At 70.1% G+C, this 22,403-nt stretch carries 19 protein-coding genes and 1 pseudogene; 13 read left to right on the top strand and 7 right to left on the bottom strand.

What is annotated here, in order from left to right:
- Nucleotides 1-9: 9 nt before the first annotated feature.
- A complete protein-coding gene (locus tag A3CQ_RS0118810; RefSeq protein WP_020512495.1) occupies nt 10-975 on the top strand; it encodes a formylglycine-generating enzyme family protein in 966 nt (321 codons plus the stop codon).
- Here the strand turns inward: A3CQ_RS0118810 and A3CQ_RS0118805 are convergent.
- Together A3CQ_RS0118805 and A3CQ_RS0118800 are read right to left on the bottom strand one after the other, a co-directional pair.
- Complete coding sequence (locus A3CQ_RS0118805) at nt 972-1,862, bottom strand: HAD family hydrolase (protein ID WP_020512494.1); 891 nt, start codon at nt 1,860-1,862, stop codon at nt 972-974. The two genes, A3CQ_RS0118810 and A3CQ_RS0118805, sit on opposite strands and share 4 nt — an antisense overlap.
- A gap of 9 nt (nt 1,863-1,871) precedes the next feature.
- Nucleotides 1,872-3,407, bottom strand: coding sequence for an arylsulfatase (locus A3CQ_RS0118800; protein WP_020512493.1), 1,536 nt, complete (start codon nt 3,405-3,407; stop codon nt 1,872-1,874).
- 496 nt (nt 3,408-3,903) lie between these two features.
- Between A3CQ_RS0118800 and A3CQ_RS0118795 the strand changes: the two genes are divergently transcribed.
- The 9 genes from A3CQ_RS0118795 (at nt 3,904) to A3CQ_RS0118755 (ending at nt 12,294) form a co-directional block, all read left to right on the top strand.
- Nucleotides 3,904-4,572 (top strand): sigma-70 family RNA polymerase sigma factor, encoded by a 669-nt coding sequence (locus tag A3CQ_RS0118795; RefSeq protein WP_020512492.1) that lies wholly within the window; start codon nt 3,904-3,906, stop codon nt 4,570-4,572.
- Nucleotides 4,572-5,351: a zf-HC2 domain-containing protein gene (locus A3CQ_RS0118790; protein ID WP_020512491.1), complete on the top strand. Its 780-nt coding sequence runs from the start codon at nt 4,572-4,574 to the stop codon at nt 5,349-5,351. Before A3CQ_RS0118795 ends, A3CQ_RS0118790 begins: the two co-directional genes overlap by 1 nt.
- A gap of 202 nt (nt 5,352-5,553) precedes the next feature.
- The gene (locus A3CQ_RS0118785; RefSeq protein WP_020512490.1) at nt 5,554-6,240 is read left to right on the top strand and encodes a COG4315 family predicted lipoprotein; all 687 of its coding nucleotides are present in this window, start codon (nt 5,554-5,556) and stop codon (nt 6,238-6,240) included.
- A gap of 101 nt (nt 6,241-6,341) precedes the next feature.
- Nucleotides 6,342-7,067: a DUF4142 domain-containing protein gene (locus A3CQ_RS0118780; protein WP_020512489.1), complete on the top strand. Its 726-nt coding sequence runs from the start codon at nt 6,342-6,344 to the stop codon at nt 7,065-7,067.
- A gap of 45 nt (nt 7,068-7,112) precedes the next feature.
- Complete coding sequence (locus A3CQ_RS0118775) at nt 7,113-8,270, top strand: hypothetical protein (protein WP_040432580.1); 1,158 nt, start codon at nt 7,113-7,115, stop codon at nt 8,268-8,270.
- Between the two features lie 181 nt (nt 8,271-8,451).
- Nucleotides 8,452-9,402 (top strand): DNA-3-methyladenine glycosylase family protein, encoded by a 951-nt coding sequence (locus tag A3CQ_RS0118770; protein WP_051115283.1) that lies wholly within the window; start codon nt 8,452-8,454, stop codon nt 9,400-9,402.
- A 71-nt stretch (nt 9,403-9,473) separates the two neighbouring features.
- Nucleotides 9,474-10,763 carry a hemolysin family protein gene (locus tag A3CQ_RS0118765; protein ID WP_020512485.1) on the top strand — a complete coding sequence of 430 codons (1,290 nt, stop codon included), beginning with the start codon at nt 9,474-9,476 and terminating at the stop codon, nt 10,761-10,763.
- 48 nt (nt 10,764-10,811) lie between these two features.
- A complete protein-coding gene (locus A3CQ_RS0118760) occupies nt 10,812-11,567 on the top strand; it encodes an ROK family protein (RefSeq protein ID WP_020512484.1) in 756 nt (251 codons plus the stop codon).
- 1 nt (nt 11,568) lies between these two features.
- A complete protein-coding gene (locus tag A3CQ_RS0118755) occupies nt 11,569-12,294 on the top strand; it encodes an HAD family hydrolase (RefSeq protein WP_020512483.1) in 726 nt (241 codons plus the stop codon).
- Nucleotides 12,295-12,730: 436 nt separating this feature from the next.
- Here A3CQ_RS0118755 and A3CQ_RS0118750 read toward each other — a convergent pair whose 3' ends face one another.
- On the bottom strand, nt 12,731-13,378 hold the full coding sequence (locus tag A3CQ_RS0118750; RefSeq protein WP_020512482.1) for a class I SAM-dependent methyltransferase: 648 nt from the start codon (nt 13,376-13,378) through the stop codon (nt 12,731-12,733).
- Nucleotides 13,379-13,450: 72 nt separating this feature from the next.
- Here A3CQ_RS0118750 and A3CQ_RS0118745 point away from each other — a divergent pair, with 72 nt between their 5' ends.
- Both A3CQ_RS0118745 and A3CQ_RS0118740 read left to right on the top strand, forming a co-directional pair.
- Nucleotides 13,451-16,297, top strand: a complete 2,847-nt coding sequence (locus tag A3CQ_RS0118745; RefSeq protein ID WP_040432576.1) for an EAL domain-containing protein — start codon at nt 13,451-13,453, stop codon at nt 16,295-16,297.
- A 10-nt stretch (nt 16,298-16,307) separates the two neighbouring features.
- Nucleotides 16,308-17,159 carry an HAD family acid phosphatase gene (locus tag A3CQ_RS0118740; RefSeq protein ID WP_020512480.1) on the top strand — a complete coding sequence of 284 codons (852 nt, stop codon included), beginning with the start codon at nt 16,308-16,310 and terminating at the stop codon, nt 17,157-17,159.
- Between the two features lie 466 nt (nt 17,160-17,625).
- Here the strand turns inward: A3CQ_RS0118740 and A3CQ_RS59175 are convergent.
- The 3 genes and pseudogenes from A3CQ_RS59175 to A3CQ_RS0118730 form a co-directional block, all read right to left on the bottom strand.
- A pseudogene (locus A3CQ_RS59175) lies at nt 17,626-17,757 on the bottom strand (transposase); the annotation flags it as partial.
- A 300-nt stretch (nt 17,758-18,057) separates the two neighbouring features.
- Entirely contained in the window at nt 18,058-18,777 is a 720-nt protein-coding gene (locus A3CQ_RS0118735) for an SDR family NAD(P)-dependent oxidoreductase (RefSeq protein ID WP_020512479.1), read from the bottom strand.
- Between the two features lie 73 nt (nt 18,778-18,850).
- Nucleotides 18,851-19,195 (bottom strand): histone-like nucleoid-structuring protein Lsr2, encoded by a 345-nt coding sequence (locus tag A3CQ_RS0118730; RefSeq protein WP_020512478.1) that lies wholly within the window; start codon nt 19,193-19,195, stop codon nt 18,851-18,853.
- A 301-nt stretch (nt 19,196-19,496) separates the two neighbouring features.
- On the opposite strand from A3CQ_RS0118730, the gene A3CQ_RS0118725 reads away from it, so the two are divergent.
- Nucleotides 19,497-20,630, top strand: a complete 1,134-nt coding sequence (locus tag A3CQ_RS0118725) for a glycoside hydrolase family 12 protein (RefSeq protein ID WP_020512477.1) — start codon at nt 19,497-19,499, stop codon at nt 20,628-20,630.
- 69 nt (nt 20,631-20,699) lie between these two features.
- Here the strand turns inward: A3CQ_RS0118725 and A3CQ_RS0118720 are convergent, their stop codons facing one another.
- Nucleotides 20,700-22,331 (bottom strand): GMC oxidoreductase, encoded by a 1,632-nt coding sequence (locus A3CQ_RS0118720; protein WP_020512476.1) that lies wholly within the window; start codon nt 22,329-22,331, stop codon nt 20,700-20,702.
- Nucleotides 22,332-22,403 lie beyond the last annotated feature (72 nt).

Here is a 22,403-nt window from a genome sequence, read left to right as displayed (position 1 = left end):
AGTCGGCCGATGGACCACCTGACGGATCGGACGGCGGGGCCCGTCCCGAGCGGACCGGGGCCGGCCGGCATGGTGTGGATCGCCGGCGGCACCTTCCGGATGGGTTCGGATGATCATTATCCGGAGGAGGCGCCGGCGCACCCGGTCACGGTGGACGGGTTCTGGATCGACCCGCGGCCGGTGACCAACGCGGAGTTCGGGAAGTTCGTCCGCGCGACCGGGCACGTGACGGTCGCCGAGCAGCCGGCCGATCCGGCACGTTATCCGGGGGCCCGGCCGGAGTTGCTGGCCGCGGCGTCGACGGTGTTCCGCAGTCCCGGCCGGCCGGTGCCGCTGACCGACCCGTACCGGTGGTGGACGTACGTGCCCGGCGCCGACTGGCGGCACCCGGACGGCCCGGGCAGCTCGGTACGGCGCAAGCCGGACCACCCGGTCGTGCACGTCGCGTGGTCCGACGTGGTGGCCTACGCGGCCTGGGCCGGCAAGCAGGTGCCCACCGAGGCGGAATGGGAGTACGCGGCCCGCGGCGGGCTGGACGGCGCCGAGTTCGCCTGGGGCGACGAGCTCACGCCGGACGGCCGGTGGATGGCCAACACGTGGCAGGGTGACTTCCCGGCGCACAACACCGGGGAGGACGGCTACACCGGCACCGCACCGGTCGGCCGCTACCCGGCGAACGGGTACGGCCTGTACGACATGATCGGCAACGTCTGGGAGTGGACCGGCGACTGGTACCAGGCGCACGGCGAGATCTCCCACGCGTGCTGCACGGTGGAGAATCCCCGCGGCGGTCGCGAGGATCGCAGCGTCGATCGGCACGACCGGGCCCGCGTTCCCCGGCGGGTGATGAAGGGCGGTTCGCATCTGTGCGCGCCGAACTACTGTCGCCGCTACCGGCCGGCCGCCCGGATGGCTCAGCCCGTGGACACCTCGACCAGCCATCTCGGCTTCCGGCTGATCGCCCGTCCCACCTAGAAGATCTCCGTCCAGTCGCGTCGCATGCTCACCACCGTCCAGTCGTTCGCCCGCGCCCGGGTGAGAGCCTCCTCGGCCTCGGCGGCGTAGGCGAACTCGCGCTCGGCGTCGTCGTGCAGCACCAGGAGGCGCAGCGCCGGTGTGCCCGGCGGGCCGGCGAAGGCGAGCATCGGCAGGTCCCCGTTGGAGTTGCCGGCGGCGAGGATGGGCCGCCGCCCGATCCGGCTCCAGATGCGGACCGGCTTCTCCGGCCCGTCGTCGAAGAAGTCCATCGCGGCCTTGTAGAGAAGGTCACCATCGGCGGTGTACGTGAGCCCGAGCGCGCTGCCGATGACCCGTTCCGGCGGCACGCCGTACAGCTTCTCCGCCACCGGCCGCATGAAGTCGCGGTCTCCGCCCGACGCGATGTACGTGGTGAAGCCGTGCCGCTCCAGGTAGCCGAGAAGCTCGATCATCGGCGCGTACGGCGGGTGTGGCACCTGGTCGAAGAAGGCCGACACGCGCCGGTCGTACTCCTCGACCGTGACCGCCTCGAACGCCCGGGCGATCGCGCCCATCAGCAGCTGAAGGTCGGCGTCGTCGCCGCGGTAGTGCTTGACCATCGCCGCGCCGAGCCAGTGCGCGTCCTGCTCGTGCGCGGCCTTCCACGGTTGCCGCTCGCGCAGCGCCGGATCGTCGCGGGCCATCTCGGCCAGGCGCCGGACGGTGAAATCCAGCTGGATCGGCATGGGTTTCTCGCACCACAGGGTGCCGTCGTTGTCGAAGACGGCCACCCGGGCCGGCGCCGCCACGAAGTCGGGGCCGCCGGCCCGGGTCACCCGGGTCACGAAGTCCACGATCGCCGTCCGCGCCGGACCGTCGGCCCAGGTGCTCAGCTCGGCTGTCATCGGCGTCGGTCAGTCGCGGGCGAGGAATTCGTGGATCTTGGCGACGGCGTGGTCGATGGTGAATGTCGCCGGCTCCTGGCGCGGCGGGAACTCCTTGAACGTCTCGAGGAACTGCGTGGCGATCGCCGTGCCGTAGAACGCGATGTAGTCGTGGTCGATGAACCAGTCCCAGTACGTGTTGGACGTGACATCGGCCCGTTCGAACGGGTCGGTCCGCAGATTGAACAGCTTCGGCAGGCGGAGCGCCGTGAACGGCTCCGCCCAGAGCTGCAGAGTGCCGGTGGCCCGCTGCTCCATGAAGACAATCTTGAAGTTGTCGATCCGTACGCCCAGGACGTCGCAGTCGTCGGAGAAGTAGATCAGTCCCTTCCGCGGGCTCTTGTCCACCTCGCCGGTCAGGTACGGCAGCAGGTTGTAGCCGTCGATGTGCGCCCGGAAGGTCTTGTCGCCGGCTTGGTGACCGTGCTTCAGCTCCTCGACGATCTCGGGCTCGCCGGCCGCGGCGAGGAAGGTCGGCAGCCAGTCGTGGTGCTGGACGATCTCGTTGGACACCACGCCCGCGGGAATCTTCCCGGGCCACCGGATCATCTCCGGCACCCGGAACGCGCCCTCCCAGTTCGTGTTCTTCTCGCTGCGGAACGGCGTGGTCGCCCCGTCCGGCCAGGTGTTGGCGTGCGGGCCGTTGTCGGTGCTGTAGATGACGATGGTGTCCTCGGCGATGCCGAGCTCGTCGACGAGCTCGAGCAGCTCGCCCACGTTCCGGTCGTGGTCGATCATCGTGTCGTGGTAGGGCGACTGCCAGTGCCCGGCCTGCCCCCGGCTCTCCGGCTTGGTGTGCGTCCGCAGGTGCATGTGGGTCAGGTTCATCCACACGAAGAACGGGGTTCCGGCCTCGTGCTGGCGCCGGATGAATTCGGCGCACGCCCGGGTCGTCTCGTCGTCGATCGTCTCCATCCGCTTCTTGGTGAGCGGGCCGGTGTCCTCGATCCGCTGCTTGCCGTACGGCCCGTAGCGCGGATCGCGCTCGCCGGCGTCCTCCTCGGTGGCCCACGAGTGGATCACTCCGCGCGGGAAGAAGAGCTGGTGGAGCCGCGGGAACTCCGCTCCCGGGTAGTCGGGCAGCTCCGGCTCCTCCTCGGCGTTGAGGTGATACAGGTTGCCGTAGAACTCGTCGAAGCCGTGCGCGGTCGGCAGGTACTTGTTCAGGTCGCCCAGGTGGTTCTTGCCGAACTGGCCGGTGGCGTAGCCCAGCGGCTTCAGCAGCTCGGCGATCGTCGGGTCCTCGGCCTGCAGCCCGACGTCCGCCCCCGGCACGCCGACCTTGCTCATGCCGGTCCGGTACACGCTCTGCCCGGTGATGAACGAGGCTCGCCCGGCGGTGCAGCTCTGCTCCCCGTAGGAGTCGGTGAAGCGCATCCCCTCGTCGGCGATGCGGTCGATGTTCGGCGTGCGGTATCCCATCAGCCCGTCGCTGTAGCAGCTCAGGTTGGTGATCCCGATGTCGTCACCCCAGATCACCAGGATGTTCGGCTTGCCGGACGGCATGATGGACCCCCTCGCGTCGCGTAGTCGTCGCCGTGCCGACCATGCCGCCACCGGGGCCGTCCGGCCTCCTCCCGGCGGGGTGAGATGAGATTCGGCGGGTGCGCGAGATTGGACAAGCCACTCGTAAGCCCTGGATACCGGCAAATACCTCGATCGGCTGCTGGATGGCGTTTGGGAGCGCTCCCATCTGATGGGACACGAACGCTGCGAGAGCGCGTGCCTACACTCCGGTAATTTCGCACCGCCAGTGCGTCACCGCAGCTCACACCGGCATTTCCGGGGACCCGTGGGTCTGAGTATTATTCGGTCGCCCTGGTAGGCATATCGGCGCAGATGGATGAATTTGATCGTCTGTCGAGATGCCTCGTGACCCCCCACACGACACCGGAGGACAGTTGACCACCCGCGTCCCGGAAATTTCCGTGCCCGCGTTGATCCCGGCAGCCCTTCCCAGCCGTATCTCAGGCGACGGGGAAGGCTCCGGGCGGAGGTATCAATGCATGCGGTGGTCGAGGATCGGCTCGCACCGGGCGGGGTGTGCCTGATGACACAGCAACGGTCCGGTGGCCGGTGGCAGTCCCTCGACGGCGGTCGCGCCGACGACGGCTCGGTGATCCCGCGGCAGGCGCCGCGACACGGCGCGGCCGAGCCGAGCCACGAGGACACCCTCGTCAAGATGCTCTACGAGGAGCACGCCGGCCCTCTGCTGATGTTCGTGCTGCGGCTGACCGGTGGTGACCGGCAGCGCGCCGAGGACATCGTCCAGGAGACCCTGCTCCGCGCCTGGCGCAACGCGCACCGGCTCGGCGCGCAGGGGCAGCAGTCACTGCGCCCGTGGCTGGTGACCGTCGCCCGGCGGATCGCCATCGACGACCACCGCAGCGCCAGCGCCCGCCCCGCCGAGACGTACGACCGGGAACTCGAGAGCTTCCCCAGCACGGCCGACGACACCGACCGCGTCCTGCAGTCGATGACCGTCTCCGATGCTCTCCGCGAGCTGTCGCAGTCGCACCGTGAGATTCTTATCGAGACGTACTTCCGGGGCCGGACGGTGCCGGAGGCGGCGGAGAAGCTCAACCTTCCGTTGGGTACCGCCAAGTCACGGGTGTATTACGCTCTGCGTGCGCTGCGGACGGCGTTGCAGCAGCGGGGGGTGACGGAGTGATGACGCAGGAAGAGCACTACGACGTCGCGTCGTACGCGCTGGGCGTGCTGGACCAGTACGATGCCGAGCGTTTCGAAGATCATCTCATTGAGTGCCCGCGGTGCGCCTTTGAGCTGGAGTCCTTTGTGCAGGTCGCCGATCTGCTGGCCGACGTCGACGCGGCCGCCGTGGTCGCCGCCGAGGAGGTCAAGCGGGACGGCGTCGTGCTGCACAAGATGCTCGGCGAGGTGCGCACCGAGCGCCGCCGGGCCAACAGCCGCCGGCTCTACTCCCTGGCCGCGGCCGTCGTGATCTTCGCGATGCTCTCGATCGGCGCGCTGTTCGCGGGCGGCAAGTGGTTCGCCCCTGACGGGAAAGCCGGGACCGGCCAGACCGCCCAGCGCAGCAGCTCCCAGCTCGACCCGCTGCCGAACAGCCAGGACGGTCCCGGCATCGGTGGCCCCGAGCTGACCGGGCAGAAGTACAGCGGCTCCGACCCGCGCACCGGCGTGCACGCCGACGTGGCCCTGGAGAAGAAGGACTGGGGCACCCAGATCTCCTTCGCCGTCTCCAACATCAAGGGCCCGCTGACCTGCCGCCTGGTCGCCGTGCACACCGACGGCACCACCGAGCCGCTCGTCTCGTGGAACGTGGGGGAGAAGGGCTGGGGCACCGCCGCCAACCCGGAACCGCTGCTGCTGCAGGCGGTCACCGCGACCGCCCGCGAGGACATCGCGCACATCCAGGTGCAGGAAGTGACCGCCAACGGCACCGGTGACACTTTGGTCCGCGTACCGTAAAAAAATTCTGTAAGCGTGCGGGCCCGGCCGATTCGGCCGGGCCCTTCGTGTTTGCGCCGACACGCCGCGTGCTTCAAACAAAATTAAGGGAATTGAATGGGCCGGAGTTCAACCGACTCGGCCCCGGCCCGCGTACTACTGCCCGGAAACGCCAGAAGAAGGAATCACTGGAGGGCACGTGGTACCGGAGAAGCGAAAGTTGATGGTCGTGAGCGCGGCCATCGCCGCAGCGTTCGCAGTGACCGGCTGCGCACCGGCCGGATACAACGCCGCCGACTACGGCAATGCCGCGGAGCCCGCCTCGAACACGGCGGCGAGCCCCGGCGCGACCGCCGACCCCGCGGCCACGAGCGACCCGGCCGCCGAGGCCGACCCCGACGCCACCGCTCCTCCCGGCTCCGGCACGACCGCCGCGCTCTCCGACGACCAGGTCACCAACAAGCTGACCGGCACGGCCGTGAAGCGCATGGGCGAGGTCGTGGAGAACGAGGACGGCTTCGTCCTCTACCGCTTCGACGGCGACGCCAACAACCCGGCGAAGTCCAACTGCAACGGCGACTGCGCCAAGGTCTGGGAGCCCGCGCTCACCAACGACGGCAAGCCGGCCCTCAAGGGCGTCGCCGCGAGCGTCGTGGGCACGGTCACCCGCGCCGACGGCACCAAGCAGCTGACGATCAAGGGCTGGCCGGTCTACCACTACATCGGTGACAAGGAGCCCGGTCAGTGGAAGGGCCAGAACGTCTCCGGCAAGTGGTTCGTGATCAAGCCGGACGGCGCGAAGAACCTCACCTGCCTGCCCAACATCTCGAAGCCGGTCGCGCCGCCCGCCGACGATTCCGGCTCCGATTCCGCCGACACCGGCAGTTCCGGTAGCGACTACAGCTACTGACTTAAGCGTCCTCTAAGAAACTGCTGACTCCGGAGGTTCGAAGAATGGTTGCCGCCCGCTCCTCACGCCGGCTCTCGCGCTGGCTTGTGGGCATTTCGGCAATGGTCCTGACGTTCCTGTTGGCGCCGGTCTCACCGGCCCGCGCCGACGGGGGCATTCCGGTGCCGTCCGTGTCCTTCAACGCCAAGGGCGCCGGGGCGGTCAGCCCCGCCGACCGCGACTTCGTGATCAAGGTCAGGCTCGCGGGCCTGTGGGAGATCCCGGCCAGCAACATGGCCCAGGAGAAGTCGGACGACCCGCGGGTCGTCAACATCGGCAAGTCGATCAGCGCGCAGCACGTGGTGCTCGACAAGCTCGACCGGGACGTCGCCAAGAAGCTCAACATCGACCTTCCCCAGCAGCCGAACAGCGATCAGCAGTACTGGCTCGGCGAGATGAGGGCGGCGAACTCGGCGACCTTCGACCAGATCTACATCGACCGACTCCGCGCGGCACACGGCAAGATCTTCCCGGCCATCGCGACGATCCGCGCCAGCACTCGCAACGACTCGGTCCGGCAGCTCGCCCAGCAGGCCAACCAGTTCGTCATGACGCACATGACGCTGCTGGAGTCCAGCGGGATCGTCGACTACGGCGCACTGCCCACGGCCGCGGCCCCGACCACCCCCGGCGCGGGCCCGGTGCCCGTCGACGGGCAGATGGTCGCCGCCGCGCACAGCAGTAGCAGCGCGATCCCCGGCGTCAACACCACAGTCATCCTCCTAGTCCTCGCCGCCGCACTCGTGGCCGGCGTCATCACGACCATGCGCATCTTCCGGGCGAGGTAGACCCCGAAACCCCGTCCAGGTCGAGACAAAGAAAGGTGTCCCCTAATGCGAAGGTCCAAGTACCGGCGCGCATCCAGGAACTCGGGTTGGTTCAGCGGCCGTCGCCGGATCATCGCGGTCGCCGCAACGCTCGTGGCGTTCGGCGGCATCGTGACCGTTACCCAGGTCTCGAACGCGGCCACCAACCGGACCCAGAAGAAGGCGCTGTCGGCATGTGACAACGTCACGGCACCACCGCCGGCCAAGTTGTCCACCAAGACCAAGCGGACGACGTACACCACCAACAACGGCACCGTGGTCCAGCACCCGGACGACGGCGCCGGTGAGGTGGTGACCACCGCTCAGCTGCGGGACCGTTGCCGCCGCTGGGTGATGAACAACGTCGGCAACAACAACGGCGGCGGCGCCACCACGGCGCCGACGTCCGCGGCGGCGACCACCGCCCCGGCGGCCGACCCGAGCGCGAGCACCGACCCCAACGCGGGCGGCGACAACGGCGGCCAGGCCAGCGCCGACCCGAGCGCGTCGACCGGTGACAACGGTGGGAACAACGGCGGCGGCGACAACGGTGGCCAGCAGACCACCGCCCCCGCGCCCGACCCGAGCGCGTCCGGCGGGGCGACCACGCCGCCGCCCGGTGCCGGCCTGGGCATCCTCACCAACAACTGCGACACCAGCAACCTGCCGCGGCACGACGGCTTCCAGAAGGGCGACCGCTGCGTCACCACCGAGTTCGGTGAGGTCTCCTCGGCCGCGAACAACACGTCGCTGCTGATCACCCAGGCCCCGCGCCAGGTGACCGTGAACACGCCGTTCACGCTGCAGGTCAGCACCCGCAACCTGATCCGTGACCGGTTCCTCGCGGCCGGCGCCGGCGGTTACTACGTGGAGAGCTCGGTCCTGCAGAACGGCATCGAGCGCGGCCACTTCCACACCGCGTGCCGGATGCTGCCGAGCACCACCGAGGCTCCCGACCCGTCGCCGGTGCCTGCGTTCTTCGTGGCCACCGAGGACAAGAAGGGCGCCGCGGCTCCGGACGTGGTCACCATCCAGGTTCCGGGCATGCCCACCACGGGCACCGCGCAGTGCGCCTCGTGGGCCGGTGACGGCTCGCACCGCATCCCGATGATGGAGCGGGCCAACGAGACGCCGGCGTTCGACGCCGTGCGGATCACCGTCCGCGCCGCCCGGGGCGGCAACTAACTGATCGAGGAGTGCAGCCGAGAGCCCGGAGCCGAACCCGCCCGGGTGGGGTAACCGACATTACCCCGCCCGGGATGGGACCCCCCGTCGGAACCGGTGGTCGCCCTTCCCCCTGACGGACGACTTCACGGCAAGCTCCCCCAAGGCGACCAGGATCACTCGGGTGTCCGGTCGCCCACCGATGGCCCTGACCGGGAGCGCGGTCAGGGCCATCGGCCTGGGTAGAGTGGCTCCGGTGAGCCGCCGCCTGACCCCGCCCGAGCGTTATGCCTTCGGCGCGTCGCTCGGCTCGATCCAGGCGCGACACAGCGACCCCTGTGTGCGGGTCAGCGCGAGCGAGCTCTGGATGGCCGCCCGCACCCCCGACGGCCCGGGCACGTTCCACCTGGAGCTCTCCGCGGGCGAGCTGGTCGCCACCGCGTACGGTCCCGGCGAGGACTGGCTGCTCGAGCGGGCCGACGCGATCGCCGGTCTGCGCGACGACGTGAGCGGCTTTCCGGCCCTGGCCAAGGCCCATCCGCTGGTGCATCGGCTGGCGCGTACGTTCTCCGGGCTGCGGATGCCGGCCACCGGTCTCGTCTTCCCCCGCATCTTGCGGGCGATCCTCGAGCAGAAGGTCACCGGCGTCGAGGCCGGCCGGGCGTACCGGAAAATCTGCCGGAAATTCGGGGAGCCGGCGCCGGGCCCGGCCGATCTGCTCCTCCCGCCCGATCCGGCCGCGATAGCGGCGACGCCCTACTGGGCCTTCCACCCGTTCGGCGTCGAGCAGCGCCGCACCCAGACCCTGCTGCGCGCCGCCCGCGAGGCCGACCGCATCGAGCGCTGTGCCGACTCCGCCGAGGCGACCCGGCGGCTGACGGCCCTGCCCGGCATCGGCCCGTGGACGGCGGCCGAGGTGGTGCGCGTCGCCTACGGCGATCCCGACGCGGTGAGCGTCGGCGACTACCACATCCCGAACACGGTGGCATGGGGACTGGCCGGCGAGCCACGCGCCACCGACGAGCGCATGCTCGAGCTGCTCGAACCGTTCGGCGGCCACCGCGGGCGGGTCTGCGACCTGCTCGCGCACGGCGGCATCGGGGCGCCCCGCTTCGGCCCCCGCATGCCGATCCGGTCGTTCGCCCGGTTCTGATGAGCGTGTCCCTGCCACTCTGGGTACGTTGATCCCCTCGTGATCGGTTTGACCCGGGAGAACTGACGACAATGGGTGGCACAGGCGGAGAGATCGTCCTGGTCCTGGTGCTCGTGCTGGTGAACGCGGCCTTCGCCGGCAGCGAGATGGCGCTCGTGTCGCTGCGGGACAGCCAGGTGCAGCGCCTCGAGCGGCAGTCGCGCAGCGGCAAGACTCTGGCGCGGCTCACCCGCGACCCGAACCGGTTCCTCGCGACCATCCAGATCGGCATCACGCTGGCCGGGTTCCTCGCCTCGGCCGCCGCCGCGGTGTCGCTCTCCAAGCCGCTGCTCGGGCCGCTTTCGTTTCTGGGCGACGCGGCCCAGCCGGTCGCCATCGTGATCGTCACGGTCGCGCTGACCTTCGTGACGCTGGTGATCGGGGAGCTCGCGCCCAAGCGGATCGCCATGCAGCGCACCGAGGGCTGGGCGCTGCTGGTCGCCCGGCCGCTCGACATCCTCGCGGCCCTCTCCCGCCCGGTGGTATGGCTGCTCGGCGCGTCCACGAACCTGGTGGTCCGGCTGGCCGGCGGCGACCCGTCCGCCCAGCGCGAGGAGGTCACCACCGAGGAGATCCGCGACATGGTCGCCGCCCAGCAGGACTTCTCGGCCGAGCAGCGCACGATCATCAGCGGCGCCTTCGAGATCGCCGACCGGATCCTCCGCGAGATCCTCGTGCCCCGCCGCGACGTGCTCACCCTGCCCACCGGCGCCCCCGCGCACGAGGCGCTGCGCGCGCTGATCGCCGGCGGCCACTCCCGCGCGCCGGTCGTCGGCCCGGCCGGCCTCGACGACGTGATCGGCGTCGTGCACCTGCGCGACCTGGTCGACGCCGAGGGCCCGGTCGACGCGGTCTGCCGTCCCGGCCTGTTCCTGCCCGAGACGCTGCGGGTCTCCGACGGGCTCCGGCAGATGCGCTCCGAGCACGCCCAGCTGGCGCTCGTGGTCGACGAGCGGGGCGCGATCGACGGGATCATCACGATGGAGGACCTGGTCGAGGAGATCGTCGGCGAGATCTACGACGAGACCGACCGGGACGTGGCCGCGGTGATCCGCGAGAACGACGGCGCGCTGCTGATGCCCGGCTCGTTCCCGATCCACGACCTGCCCGACATCGGCCTGCACGACGAGTCGAACGCCCACGAGGACGGCGATTACACGACCGTGGCCGGCATGGTCCTGGCCGCGCTGGGCCACATCCCCACCGGCCCGGGCGAGGTGGTCGAATTGCCGGAGTTCACGGCTGAGGTAGTCGAAGTGACCGGCAGGGCCATCACCAGGGTGCGCCTGCGCCCGCTCCAGTCGCTGGCGGAAGAGGCGTAGGCGTCACAATTGCTGTGCGAGGAGGTGACCTCCATGCAAACTGGCGGCGTGGCTTTCACCCTGACGATCGACTGCGGCGGCGGCGGCATCAAGGGCTCGGTCCTGGACGAGGCCGGCACGATGCGGGCGCAACCCCTGCGCGTCCCGACGCCATATCCCCTGCATCCCGACCTGTTCGTGAAGACGCTGGTGCAGCTGGGCGAGCGTCTGCCGACCGCCGACCGGGTCACCGTCGGCATGCCCGGCATGCTGCGGCACGGCGTCGTCGTCGCCACGCCGCACTACATCACCCGCTCCGGCCCGCGCACGCGGATCGACCCCGACCTGGTCGAGGCCTGGCACGGCTTCGACTGCCGCACCGCGCTGGCCGAGGCGTTCGGCCTGCCCACGCTGGTGCTCAACGACGCCGAGGTGCATGGCGCCGGCGTCGTTGCGGGCACCGGCTGCGAGCTGATGCTCACCCTCGGCACCGGGCTCGGCTGCGCCCTCTTCGACGGCGGCGTGCTGGCGCCGCACCTGGAGATGTCGCAGGCGCCGGTGCGCTGGGGGATGTCCTACGACACGTACATCGGCGAGCACGAGCGGCGCCGGCTCGGTGACGCCCTCTGGTCGCGCCGCGTGCGCAACGTCGTCGACGGCCTGCGCCCGGTCTTCCTCTGGGACCGGCTCTACCTGGGCGGCGGCAACTCCCGCCTGATCACCCCGACCCAGCTGGCCCGCATGGGCGACGACGTGGTCGTGGTCCCGAACACGGCCGGCATCGTCGGCGGCGTGCGCGCCTGGTCACTGGGGACCGCCCGCTGACATGCGTCCCGGCGCCGTCCTCCTCGACTTCGGTGGTGTCCTCGCGGACGCGCCACCGCAGCGGGCCGCACCCCCGTCGCTGGTCCTGCGCATCTTCAACCTGTCGCGCGGCGCGCTGACGCCCGGGGCGATCCAGCGGTCGCTCACCGAGGGCGCGGTGAAATGGGCACGCTGGCGCGACGAGGACTGGCCGGACGAGCTGTCCCAGGCCGAGGTCTGGGAGCGTTTCATCCTGCCCGGCTGGCCGCCGGCCGCCCAGGTCCCCGTGCGCGGCGCGGTCAAGAAGCTCAGCTACGAGTGGACTTACCGCGACAATTGGGAGATCCGGCCGGGGATTCGCGAGGCGTTGTGTGCCTTCCGCGAAGCCACCATTCCGCTCGCGGTCGTCAGTAACACCCTTTCCGGTGCCGCTCACCGAGATTTCCTGATAAAGGCGGGCATCAGTGACTTTTTCGTGGTGCAGGTCTACAGCGACGAGGCCGGCGTCCGCAAGCCCAACCCCCAGATGATCTGGAACGCCACCGACGAGCTGGGCGTCCCCCCGGAATCCTGCTGGTTCGTCGGCGACACCCCCCGCCGCGACATCCTCTGCGCGCGCCGAGCCGACGTCGCCCTCGCCATCCTCATGCGCTCCCCGCGCACCGCTTCCGAGCCCGCCGGCCCCGACCCCGACGAGACGATCGCCGACGGCTTCGAATTACGAAATTTACTGAAAAAACACCTTTGACCGTACGAGGTTGACACCCACCCCAACCGCATCGGTACCCGTCCTTGCCCACCGCTTTCCAGCTGGTTGCAACTCCCAGCCGTCCGCACGCTACGGCCCGGCGGCCGCCTCTCACACCACGCCGGCGGACGCGACCCTCGGCGGTGTGGCGGGCCGCTCCACGCCTGGGGGTCTGCGCGCAGGTTCCATGTGAGGCTTGCGGGTGATCGTCCGGGCAGGTTGGTGCCGGCTCTGCTGATCGCCTGCGATACGGCGATGGCGGTGGTGTTGACCAGGCAGAACGGGCACGCCGAGAGCACGTCCGGCAGCGGGCGGCGCCGATGTTCGCGGGCGGGCCTGGGGTTGTGTCGCTGGGCCGGAAGCGGGGTGCGGCCTAGGGATGCAACCAGCCGGAAAGCGGCAGGCAGGGGCGGCCGCAGTTGCGGTTGGGTGGGCGTCAACCTCGTACGGGCAAAGGATGGGTCTGCCAGATGGTGGTTTGGCGGGTGGGGACGCTTTCCAGGGACTCGATCACCGGGACCTCGTAGGTCGCCTGCCTGATCATCGCTTCGGTGGGGAGGTAGGCGCGGCCGGGGTCGCCCACCAGGACCAGGCAGCCTCGGGCGGCGGCTCGCCGTAGGAAGGGGAGGACGCGGGCGGCCATCTCGCGGCTGTAGAAGACGTCGCCGGCGAGGATGACCGAGGCTGCGGGGTTTGTGTCGAGGACGTCGGCCTCCAGGGTTTCCAGCGCGACGTTGTTGGCGATGGCGTTGGCCTCGGCGGCGGCCAGCGAGTAGGGGTCTATGTCGTTGGCGGTCACCGGGTGGGCGCCGGCCCGGGCCGCGGCGATCGCTACCAGGCCGGAGCCGGTGGCCAGGTCGAGAACGGAACGGCCGTCGACCAGGTGGGGATGGTCCAGGATGTGGCGGGCCAGGGCCTGTCCGCCGGCCCAGGCGAAGGCCCAGAACGGGGGCGGCTGCTCCTGGCCGGACTCCTCGGTCTTCTCCCAGAGGGCTATCGGCTCGTCGGCCTGGTAAAGGGAGATCTCGGGGACGAACGGGACGGCGGCCAGCCTCGTGTGGCTGTGGATGAACTGCAGGAGCACCCGGCGATTGTCTCAGCTGCGGTTTGGTCAGGCCGATCTGCAACTCCGACTCTTATGCCGGAGGGGAGCACGATGCCGCCACGCTGGGCCGCCGGGCTGTTCGGCGGGTGGATGGTGGCGCTCGTGGCCGCGTTCGCCCTGGTGCCGGACGGTCAGGTCGTCGTGCGCCTGGGTGCGGGGCTGTCCGCGGTGGCGGCGATCTGGTGGGGTGTGCGGCGCAATCAGGCCAACGACCGGGCGGCGTGGGGGCTGCTCGCGGGAGCGACCGGGATCGCCGCGCTGCCGCAGCCGTACGCGGTTGCCGCCTATCCGGTGCTCGCCGGCGTTCTTCTGATCTTCATTCGCCGCCGTGGTGGCGGGGCGCCGGATCGCGCGGCGCTGCTCGACGCGCTGATCGTGACGGCGGGCGCGGCGCTGCCGGTCTGGACGTTCCTGCTGGAGCCGCGGCCGAGCGTGCGCGACGCGACGCTGCTCGGTGGCCTGCTCTGCGTGGGCGTGCTGACCCGGCTGCTCACCTCGTCGGGGCACCGGCCGGTGGCGGGCGGCCTGCTCGGCGCGGGGATCGTGGCGATGATCGCGGCCGGCGTCGGCGACCTGGCCGGGCCGGGGGCGTTCGCGCTCTTCGCCGGGGCCGGACTGGCCGCATTGCACCCGTCGATGACGCAGCTCAGCGTGCGCAGCGCCGACCCGCCGAGCGAGGGCGGTCACTGGCGGGTGGCGGTGCTCGGGCTGGTGATCCCGGGCGTGCTGCTGGCGGCGGGACCGTCGGTGTTGGGCCTGCTCAGCGCGTTCATCCTGCTGCTGGTGCTGCTGCGGATGGCCGGCGCCATGGCGAACCACCGGCAGGCGCTGGCCCGCGAGCGCGGGCTGCGCCAGGCGTCGGCGGCGCTGGTGTCGGCGGCCGACGTCGACGCGGTCGGCGACGCCGTGCGCACGGCGGTGGGCCAGCTGCTTCCGGCGGACACCCCGCACGGGGTGGTGCTGGCGATGGCGGTGCCCGACGACCTGCCGCTGGCCAAGGCGGCCGACCGGTGGGCCGGCATCGTCCCGACCCGGGACCTGGACTGGGCGGTCGCCGTGCGGCTCACCCACTTCAGCACGACGCTGCGCCACCCGATGGTGCTCACCGACCGGCCGGCCGGAGAGCCGCTGGTGGGCGTGCTGCACGTGGCCGCTCCGGAGCCGGCGCTGCGCGGGCTGCAGCGGGCCATCGAGGTGCTCGCGGGGCAGGCGGCGCTCGCGCTCGAGCGGATCCAGCTCAGCGACGAGGTGATCCGGCGCAACAGCGAGACGTACTTCCGGACGCTCGTGCAGAACACGGCCGACGTGATCCTGATCGTCGGGGACGGGCTGCTGATCCGGTATGCGAGTCCGTCCGCTTTGCGAATTTTCGGGTTCGATCCGGCTGGGTCCGTTTTGCCCGATTTGATCCACCCAGATGACCGCGGACTGCTCGAAGCGCCCCACGACGACGTCGATCTGCGCGGACCCGGCGACGTCCTGCTCGAGATGCACGTCTCCGACCTGCGCGACGAGCCGACCGTGGCCGGGCTCGTGATCACCCTGCGGGACGTGACCAGGCAGCGGCGGCTCGAGCAGGAGCTCACCCACCAGGCGTTCCACGATGCCATGACCGGCCTGGCCAACCGGGTGCTGTTCCACGACCGGCTCGAGCACGCGCTCGCCCGCGGCGCCCGGGACGGATCCGTGGTCGGCGTGCTCTTCATCGACCTGGACGACTTCAAGATCGTCAACGACACACTCGGGCACGCGGCCGGCGACACGCTGCTGATCGCGGTGGCCGACCGGATCGCGGGGGCGCTGCGGGCCGACGACACCGCCGCACGGCTGGGCGGCGACGAGTTCGCGGCGCTGATCGAGAACGTGAACGACCCGGGCGCGGTTGAGGAGACGGCCAACCGCATCCTGGCCGCGCTCGCCCCGCCGGTCGTCATCGACGGCCAGACCTCGCTGCACGCGGTGGCCAGCATCGGCATCACCACCACGCCCGAGGCGGACACGGCGGACGAGCTGCTGCGGCAGGCCGACCTCGCGCTGTACGTGGCCAAGGGCGCCGGCAAGAACCAGTGGCGGCGCTACCAGGCCCACCTGCACGGCGCGATGGTGGAGCGGCTGGAGCTGCGCTCGGCGCTCGACCACGCGGTGAACGAGGGCCACTTCCTGCTCGCGTACCAGCCGATCGTGGAGCTCGGCTCGCAGCAGCCGGTCGGCTTCGAGGCGCTGGTCCGCTGGTTCCATCCGACCAAGGGCGTGGTGTCGCCGGCCGAGTTCATCGAGGTCGCCGAGGAGAGCGGGCTGATCGTGCCGATCGGCCGCTGGGTGCTGCAACAGGCGCTGCACACGGTCGCCCAATGGCGCCGCGTCCTGCCGCTCGACCGGCAGCCGTACGTCTCGGTGAACGTGTCGGTGCGGCAATTCCGCGAGGCCGGCTTCGTCGACGAGATCGTGCAGGCGCTCGCCTACGCCGGCGTGCCGCCGGCGGCCTTGATGATCGAGCTGACCGAGACCTTGCTGGCGGGCGAGCACGAAACGGTCTGGCGTGACCTTGCGGCGCTTCGCGAGCATGGCGTACGCGTGGCCATCGACGACTTCGGCACCGGCTATTCGTCGCTCGGCTACCTGCGCCGCCGCCCGATCGACGTCGTGAAGATCGACAAGTCCTTCATCGACGACATGGTGGAGAGCCCGCAGCAGCTCGCCCTGGTGACGGGCATCGTGAGCCTGGCGCAGTCGCTCGGTCTCACCGTGATCGCCGAGGGCATCGAGTCGCCCGTGCACCGCGACCTGCTGGCCCGGCTCGGCTGCCCGTACGGCCAGGGCTACCTCTGGTCGAGCCCGGTCGACGGCACCGAGGCGCTGGCCCAGATGGCCAATGGTGAACAATCGATGGCGGCGTAATGTCCCCGGGATGAACATCACTTCCCTCCGTGCTCCCCGTCGCGCCGCCGTCGCCGCGGTGGCCATCACCGTGGCCGTCCTCGGTGGCGCCGGCGTCGGCTGGGCCGCCGCGACGACGACCGCCCAACCGGCGATCAAGACGATCACTCCGCGCTCCGAGAAGGACGTCACCAACATCGACGTCCTCCGGCAGCAGCTGCGCAACTATTACGGCGACCCGCTGGGCACCGGCCAGTTCGCTCCGGACAGCAACTACGCCCGCGAGGCGTCGCACGTGGCCGCCGACGGCGCCGGTTACCTGAGCCACTTCCGGTCGCACGGGCACGCCACCAAGGCGATCATCCTGGACGTCGACGACACCACGCTGGCAACCTGGAACTACGAGATCGTCAGCAACTGGGCGTTCAACCCGGCGACGAACGCCGACTACGTGAACGGCCAGCTGTTCCCGGCGGTGCCGGGCATGGTCGCGACGGTCAAGGCGGCCGAGCGCGAGGGCTACGCGATCTTCTACCTGACCGGCCGCCCGACCACGCAGGAGCCGGCCACGCTCGGCAACCTCACCGCGGACGGGGTCGGCGTGGACGCCGGATACCCGAAGCCGACGACCCTTCGCGACGGCGAGGACGGCCTGTTCACCAAGCCGGACGTGAGCGTGTACCCGGACTACCTGAAGGCGGCCTGCGCGGCCGACCCGGGCGGCAAGTGTACGACCATCCACTACAAGTCGGCGACGCGGGCGCACATCGAGTCGCTGGGCTACGACATCGTCGCCAACTTCGGCGACCAGTTCAGCGACCTGAAGGGCGGCCACGCCGACAAGACCTTCAAGCTCCCCAACCCGAACTACTACCTGCCCTGATCTCGCTTGGCCCCCATCGCCGGCACGACCTCGTGCACCGGCCGGGGGCTCAGAAGTGCGACCGGCGGCGGTAGTGTGTGCCGCCGCCGGTCGCAGCCCGCAGCTCGCAGAGCAACGTGGTCAGGGCGTGTCGGCGATTCGCCCGCTCCCCCGCATCCCGTCGGTCGAGCCGGACGACCTGGCCGGCTTCTTTCTTCTCGTCGCGCCTGCCGGCGGGCTGAAATCGCCGGGGTGCAGCCCGGGCGCTCGCGCCAAGGGCGGCGGGGTGCCCGAGCGGCGGACGTTTCAGCCCGGCCCTGCTCGGCGGTGCGAGCGGCCCCCTGTACTTCGCTGCTGAACCGGCGGGAACGGGCGTGATGTGCGTCGGGCACCCAGGTGCGCGCCGCCAGGGACTCGAACCCTGAACCCTCCGGTTCCCGGCGACGCGGGTGACGAGGGCCGTTATAGCTGGTCGGCGTGCAACGCCGTGGGCATCGGAAATCACGAGGCGGACCCCGGACAGGCCCCGGGCCGTCAAGCTGCGCAGGAACGCCAGCCGGCCCGCGCCGTCTTCATTGCTGGAGACCTTCAGACCCAGAACCTCGCGGCCGCCGTCTGCGCCGTCGTCCCGCATCGTGGCCGCTCATTCCCGCATTCCAGTCGCGGCGCCCACCCAGCGGGAGCTGTGATCGATACGTCGCGATATGGCCGCCCCGGACCCCCGTCGCCTAGGCACCCCCCGCCCAAGCGTGAAGAGTTTCTGTTCGCTACGAACAGCGGTTCTTCACCGTCGCGATAGGCGAAGCCAAGGCTGTAGATCGGGATGAAGCGCCCGCCACCCGCCGGGCCGAGCGTGCGCCTGGGAAACGGACCAGCGGCGACGCCGACACCCGCGCCGTGGACGACTCAACAGGTCGTCCTAACGCTTCCCGGCCTTTCCCGCATAGATTCGGTCGACAAGGAACGGCAGCGCCCCCGCCACCACCATCGCCGCTCGATATTTGCGGGGTACCACAATCCGTCGGCGCGGGCGGCGCAAGGCTCGCTCGATCGCCGCCGCCACGATCTCCGGGCCCGGCAGGTTCGTGCGGCTGTTGAAGCCGGTGTCGATGAATCCCGGTTCGATCAGCGTGACCCCGATGCCCGTTCCCACGAGCTCTCGCCGTACCGAGTCGTTCATCCCGCGCAGCGCGAATTTGGTGGCCGAATAGACGCCGCCGAGTCCGATCTCGCCGGCCACCGACCCGATGTTGACGATGGCGCCCGATCCCTGCTCTCGCATGATCGGCACCACCGCCCGCATGAGCCGGATCGGCGCCACCAGGTTCACGTCGATCGTCTCGGTGACCACGTCGTCGTCGGTGAGAACGGACGCCTTGCCACCCACGCCGGCGTTGTTGACCAGGCCGTCGATCCGGCCGTCCACCTCGAGGGCACGGGCCACTAGCGCGTCGATCGCCGCGGGATCGCGTACGTCGGTCGGCACCGCCACCGCCGCCGAGCCGATCTCCGCCGCCGCGTCCGCAAGCTCGGCCGCGCGCCGGGCCGCGAGCACAACCGTGAAACCGGCCCGCCCGAGCCGAACCGCCGCGGCGCGGCCGATTCCGCTGGACGCCCCGGTGATGATGACGACCGGCATGACTCCCCTTTCCGCGGGAAAAACGGCGCCGCCGACGACCGGCGACACCGTTTATCCGGCGACGGGGATCAACCTATCGCTTGCTGTGGTACGCCTCGACGATGTGGCTCGGGATGCGCCCGCGCTCCGACACCTCGAACCCGTTCTTGTTGGCCCACTCGCGAATTGCCTGGTTCTGGTCGCGGCTGGCGCGGCCCGTGCTTGCCGGTGCGCTACGCCGGCCGGCGGCGACGAGTCCGCTGCGGCCGACCCGGGTGGCCGCGTTCAGGAACGGGTCGAGCGCCTTACGCAACTTGCCGGCGTTCTTCTCGGAGAGGTCGATCGTGTAGTTCACACCGTCGAGTCCGAACTCGACGGTGCGGTCGGCCTCTCCGCCGTCGAGGTCGTCGGTCAGAAGGGTTATTACCTGCTTGGCCATGGTGTGCCTGCTCCTACAGCGATGTCATTTGAGTGACGACTATGCGCACGCGGCGTGGCGCCGCGAATGTCGATACGCATTCATTCTGTCTCTCGCCAGTTCTCAGTGCAAATTACCCCATCGCATGTCGCAATTCTGCCCGTACGCCGGTGTGGGGAAAGTCCCGTCCGCGGGCGCCGGGTGCACTCGTTCGGAGGTTCGGGGTGTCACACACTTTTCAGCTTCGTCAATGTCCTGTAACGTGTCGTGGGAGCGCTCCCACCACCCGTCCCCGCGGGATCCCCTCTCAAGGAGCTTCGCAATGAGACGTGCCATCCGAGCCCTCTCGGCCGTCGGCCTGCTGGCCGCCGCGACCGTGACGGCCTTCGCCGTCGCCGGACCAGCGGCGGCCGACACGCAGATCTGCGAACAGTACGGCAGCACCACGATCGGCGGTCGTTACGTGGTGATGAACAACCGCTGGGGCACCTCCGCCCAGCAGTGCATCAACGTCACCGGCACCGGCTTCTCGATCCAGACCCAGCAGGGCACCGGCAACACCAGCGGCGCCCCGGTCTCCTACCCGGCCGTCTACCTGGGCTGCCACTACACCAACTGTTCGCCCGGCACGAACCTGCCGATGCAGGTCAGCTCGATCTCGAGCGCGACCAGCAGCATCAACTACCAGTTCATCTCGGGCGCCACCTACGACGCCGCGTACGACATCTGGCTCGACCCGTCGCCCAAGAAGGACGGCGTCAACCAGCAGGAAATCATGATCTGGTTCAACCGCCAGGGCTCGATCCAGCCGATCGGCTCGGTGGTCGGCAACGCGACCATCGGCGGCCGTAACTGGGAGGTCTGGCGCGGCAGCAACGGGTCGAACGCGGTCGTCTCGTACGTCGCGCCGTCGGCGATCTCGAGCTGGAGCTTCAGCGTGCTCGACTTCATCAACGACGTGAAGAACCGCGGTGCGATCACCAGCTCGTGGTATCTCACCAGCATCCAGGCCGGTTTCGAGCCGTGGATCGGCGGCGCCGGCCTGGCCGTCACCAACTTCTCGGCGGCGGTCAACGGTGGCGGTCAGCCCACCACCCAGCCGACGACGCAGCCCACCACCCAGCCCACGGGCGGGACGTCTGCCTGCCGCGTCACGTACGGCACGAATGTCTGGAACTCGGGATTCACCGCGAACGTGACCGTGGCCAACACCGGCAGCGGCACGATCAACGGCTGGAGTCTCGGATTCACCCTGCCGAGCGGCCAGACGATCACCTCGTCGTGGAACGCGACGCTCACCGGATCGAGCGGTGCGATCACCGCCCGCAATGTTTCCTGGAACGGAAGCATCGCGCCGGGTGCGAACGCCTCGTTCGGATTCCAAGGCACCTACTCGGGCAGTTTCTCGAACCCGCCCTCATTCGCGCTCAACGGATCGAACTGCACCACCGCCTGACCCGATCAGGCTCGCCAGACCCGAGCCGCCTCGTCGCCGATTCTCCGGTGCCGGGGCGGTTCGTCCAATTCAGAATTGAAGCGCCGCCGGCGCCGACGCCGGAACCGCCGGTGTGCGTGGCGGGATCGGTACGACGCGTTCATATTCCGCGCCGAGCGGCGGGCGCCGATCGGTGTCGCCCTTGTTCGGCCAGAGAGACATCGCCCGCTCGGCCATCGCCGTGATGGTCAGCGACGGATTCACGCCCAGATTCGCCGGAACGGCCGCGCCGTCGACGACGTGCAATCCGGCGTACCCGTAAACGCGGTGATACGGGTCGACCACGCCGGTCTCCGGGGAATCGCCGATCGTGGCGCCGCCGAGAATATGGGCGGTCATCGGAATGTCGAAGATGTCGCCGACCGTGCCGCCCGGGAACCCGCCGATCTTCTCGGCGATCCGGCGGACCGCCTCGTGCCCCTGCGGAATCCAGGTGGGATTCGGCTCGCCGTGACCCGGGCCGGTGGTCAGCCGGCCGCGCTTGGTGCGCCGCACGGTGAGCGAGTTGTCGAGCGTCTGCATGACCAGCGCGATGATCGTGCGCTCGCTCCACCGGCGCACCGACAGCGAGCGGAGCAGGACGTACGGGTGGCGCAGCGCCTGCCCGAGGAACTTCACCGGCCGTGGCACCCGGCCGCCGCCGTCGACCAGCAGCGTGGCGAGCAGGCCCATGGCGTTGCTGCCCGGGCCGTACCGCACCGGCTCGATGTGGGTCGTGGCGTCCGGATGGAACGACGAGGTGATCGCCACGCCGCGCGAGAACGGCTCGGCGGGCACCGCGGCCGCCTGCGCGCCGAGCAGCGCCTCCGAGTTGGTCCGGGTCAGCGCGCCGAGCCGGGCCGACACCCGGGGCAGCACGCCGGTGTCACGCATGGCGTGCAGCAGCCGCTGAGTGCCGAGCGCTCCGGCCGAGAGGATCACCTGATCGGCGGTGAACTGTCCCTTCCGCGTGGTCACCACCCAGCCCGGATCGCGGAAAGCCAGCGAGACCGCCTCGGTGTCCGGATGCACGACGGCGCCCGCCTTCTCGGCCAGATACAGGTAGTTCACGTCGAGCCGGTTCTTCGCGCCCACCTTGCAGCCGATCATGCAGTTGCCGCACTGGGTGCACCCGGTACGGGACGGGCCCGCGCCACCGAAGTACGGGTCGGGGACGGTCACGCCGGGCGAACCGAAGAAGACACCCACGGGCGTACGGCGGAAGCTCGAACCCACCCCCATCTCCGAGGCCACCTCCTTGATGACCACGTCGGACGGCGTCATCGTGGGCTGCTCGACCACCCCGAGCATGCGCGAGGCCTGGTCGTAGTGCGGGGCGAGCTCGGCGCTCCAGTCGGTGATGCCCGCCCAGTGCGGGTCGTCGAAGAACGTGGCCGGCGGGCGGTACAGCGTGTTCGCGTACACCAGGGAACCGCCGCCGACCCCGGCCGCGGACAGCACGACGATGTCCTTGAGCAGCGTGATCCGCTGGATGCCGCGCAGCCCGAGCCGCGGCGCCCACAGGAAGTTCCGCAGGTCCCACGAGGTCTTCGGGAGCGTCGCCGGGGTGAACCGCCGGCCTGCCTCGAGCACAGCGACCCGGTAGCCCTTCTCGGTGAGGCGCAGCGCGCTGACACTGCCGCCGAAGCCGCTGCCGACGATCACGACATCGAAGTCCGCCATCGCATTACCCTTCCATTACCGGCCGGTAACCGGAAGGGCTCGCGACCGGCGAAGTTAAGTCGCTGTTAGGCC

Source organism: Paractinoplanes globisporus DSM 43857, assembly GCF_000379645.1.
In the GTDB taxonomy this organism is placed as follows: domain Bacteria; phylum Actinomycetota; class Actinomycetes; order Mycobacteriales; family Micromonosporaceae; genus Actinoplanes; species Actinoplanes globisporus.
The sequence above is the reverse complement of the archived record's forward strand: the minus strand, read 5'-3'. Positions and strand labels throughout refer to the sequence as shown.

Excerpts from the sequence above, each read along its gene's own strand:
- A3CQ_RS0118810 (WP_020512495.1), top strand. The coding sequence starts at position 10 with ATGGACCACCTGACGGATCGGACGGCGGGGCCCGTCCCGAGCGGACCG.
- A3CQ_RS0118805 (WP_020512494.1), bottom strand. The coding sequence starts at position 1,862 with ATGACAGCCGAGCTGAGCACCTGGGCCGACGGTCCGGCGCGGACGGCG.
- A3CQ_RS0118800 (WP_020512493.1), bottom strand. The coding sequence starts at position 3,407 with ATGCCGTCCGGCAAGCCGAACATCCTGGTGATCTGGGGTGACGACATC.
- A3CQ_RS0118795 (WP_020512492.1), top strand. The coding sequence starts at position 3,904 with ATGCATGCGGTGGTCGAGGATCGGCTCGCACCGGGCGGGGTGTGCCTG.
- A3CQ_RS0118790 (WP_020512491.1), top strand. The coding sequence starts at position 4,572 with ATGACGCAGGAAGAGCACTACGACGTCGCGTCGTACGCGCTGGGCGTG.
- A3CQ_RS0118785 (WP_020512490.1), top strand. The coding sequence starts at position 5,554 with ATGGTCGTGAGCGCGGCCATCGCCGCAGCGTTCGCAGTGACCGGCTGC.
- A3CQ_RS0118780 (WP_020512489.1), top strand. The coding sequence starts at position 6,342 with ATGGTCCTGACGTTCCTGTTGGCGCCGGTCTCACCGGCCCGCGCCGAC.
- A3CQ_RS0118775 (WP_040432580.1), top strand. The coding sequence starts at position 7,113 with ATGCGAAGGTCCAAGTACCGGCGCGCATCCAGGAACTCGGGTTGGTTC.
- A3CQ_RS0118770 (WP_051115283.1), top strand. The coding sequence starts at position 8,452 with ATGGCCCTGACCGGGAGCGCGGTCAGGGCCATCGGCCTGGGTAGAGTG.
- A3CQ_RS0118765 (WP_020512485.1), top strand. The coding sequence starts at position 9,474 with ATGGGTGGCACAGGCGGAGAGATCGTCCTGGTCCTGGTGCTCGTGCTG.
- A3CQ_RS0118755 (WP_020512483.1), top strand. The coding sequence starts at position 11,569 with ATGCGTCCCGGCGCCGTCCTCCTCGACTTCGGTGGTGTCCTCGCGGAC.
- A3CQ_RS0118745 (WP_040432576.1), top strand. The coding sequence starts at position 13,451 with ATGCCGCCACGCTGGGCCGCCGGGCTGTTCGGCGGGTGGATGGTGGCG.
- A3CQ_RS0118740 (WP_020512480.1), top strand. The coding sequence starts at position 16,308 with ATGAACATCACTTCCCTCCGTGCTCCCCGTCGCGCCGCCGTCGCCGCG.
- A3CQ_RS0118735 (WP_020512479.1), bottom strand. The coding sequence starts at position 18,777 with ATGCCGGTCGTCATCATCACCGGGGCGTCCAGCGGAATCGGCCGCGCC.
- A3CQ_RS0118730 (WP_020512478.1), bottom strand. The coding sequence starts at position 19,195 with ATGGCCAAGCAGGTAATAACCCTTCTGACCGACGACCTCGACGGCGGA.
- A3CQ_RS0118725 (WP_020512477.1), top strand. The coding sequence starts at position 19,497 with ATGAGACGTGCCATCCGAGCCCTCTCGGCCGTCGGCCTGCTGGCCGCC.
- A3CQ_RS0118720 (WP_020512476.1), bottom strand. The coding sequence starts at position 22,331 with ATGGCGGACTTCGATGTCGTGATCGTCGGCAGCGGCTTCGGCGGCAGT.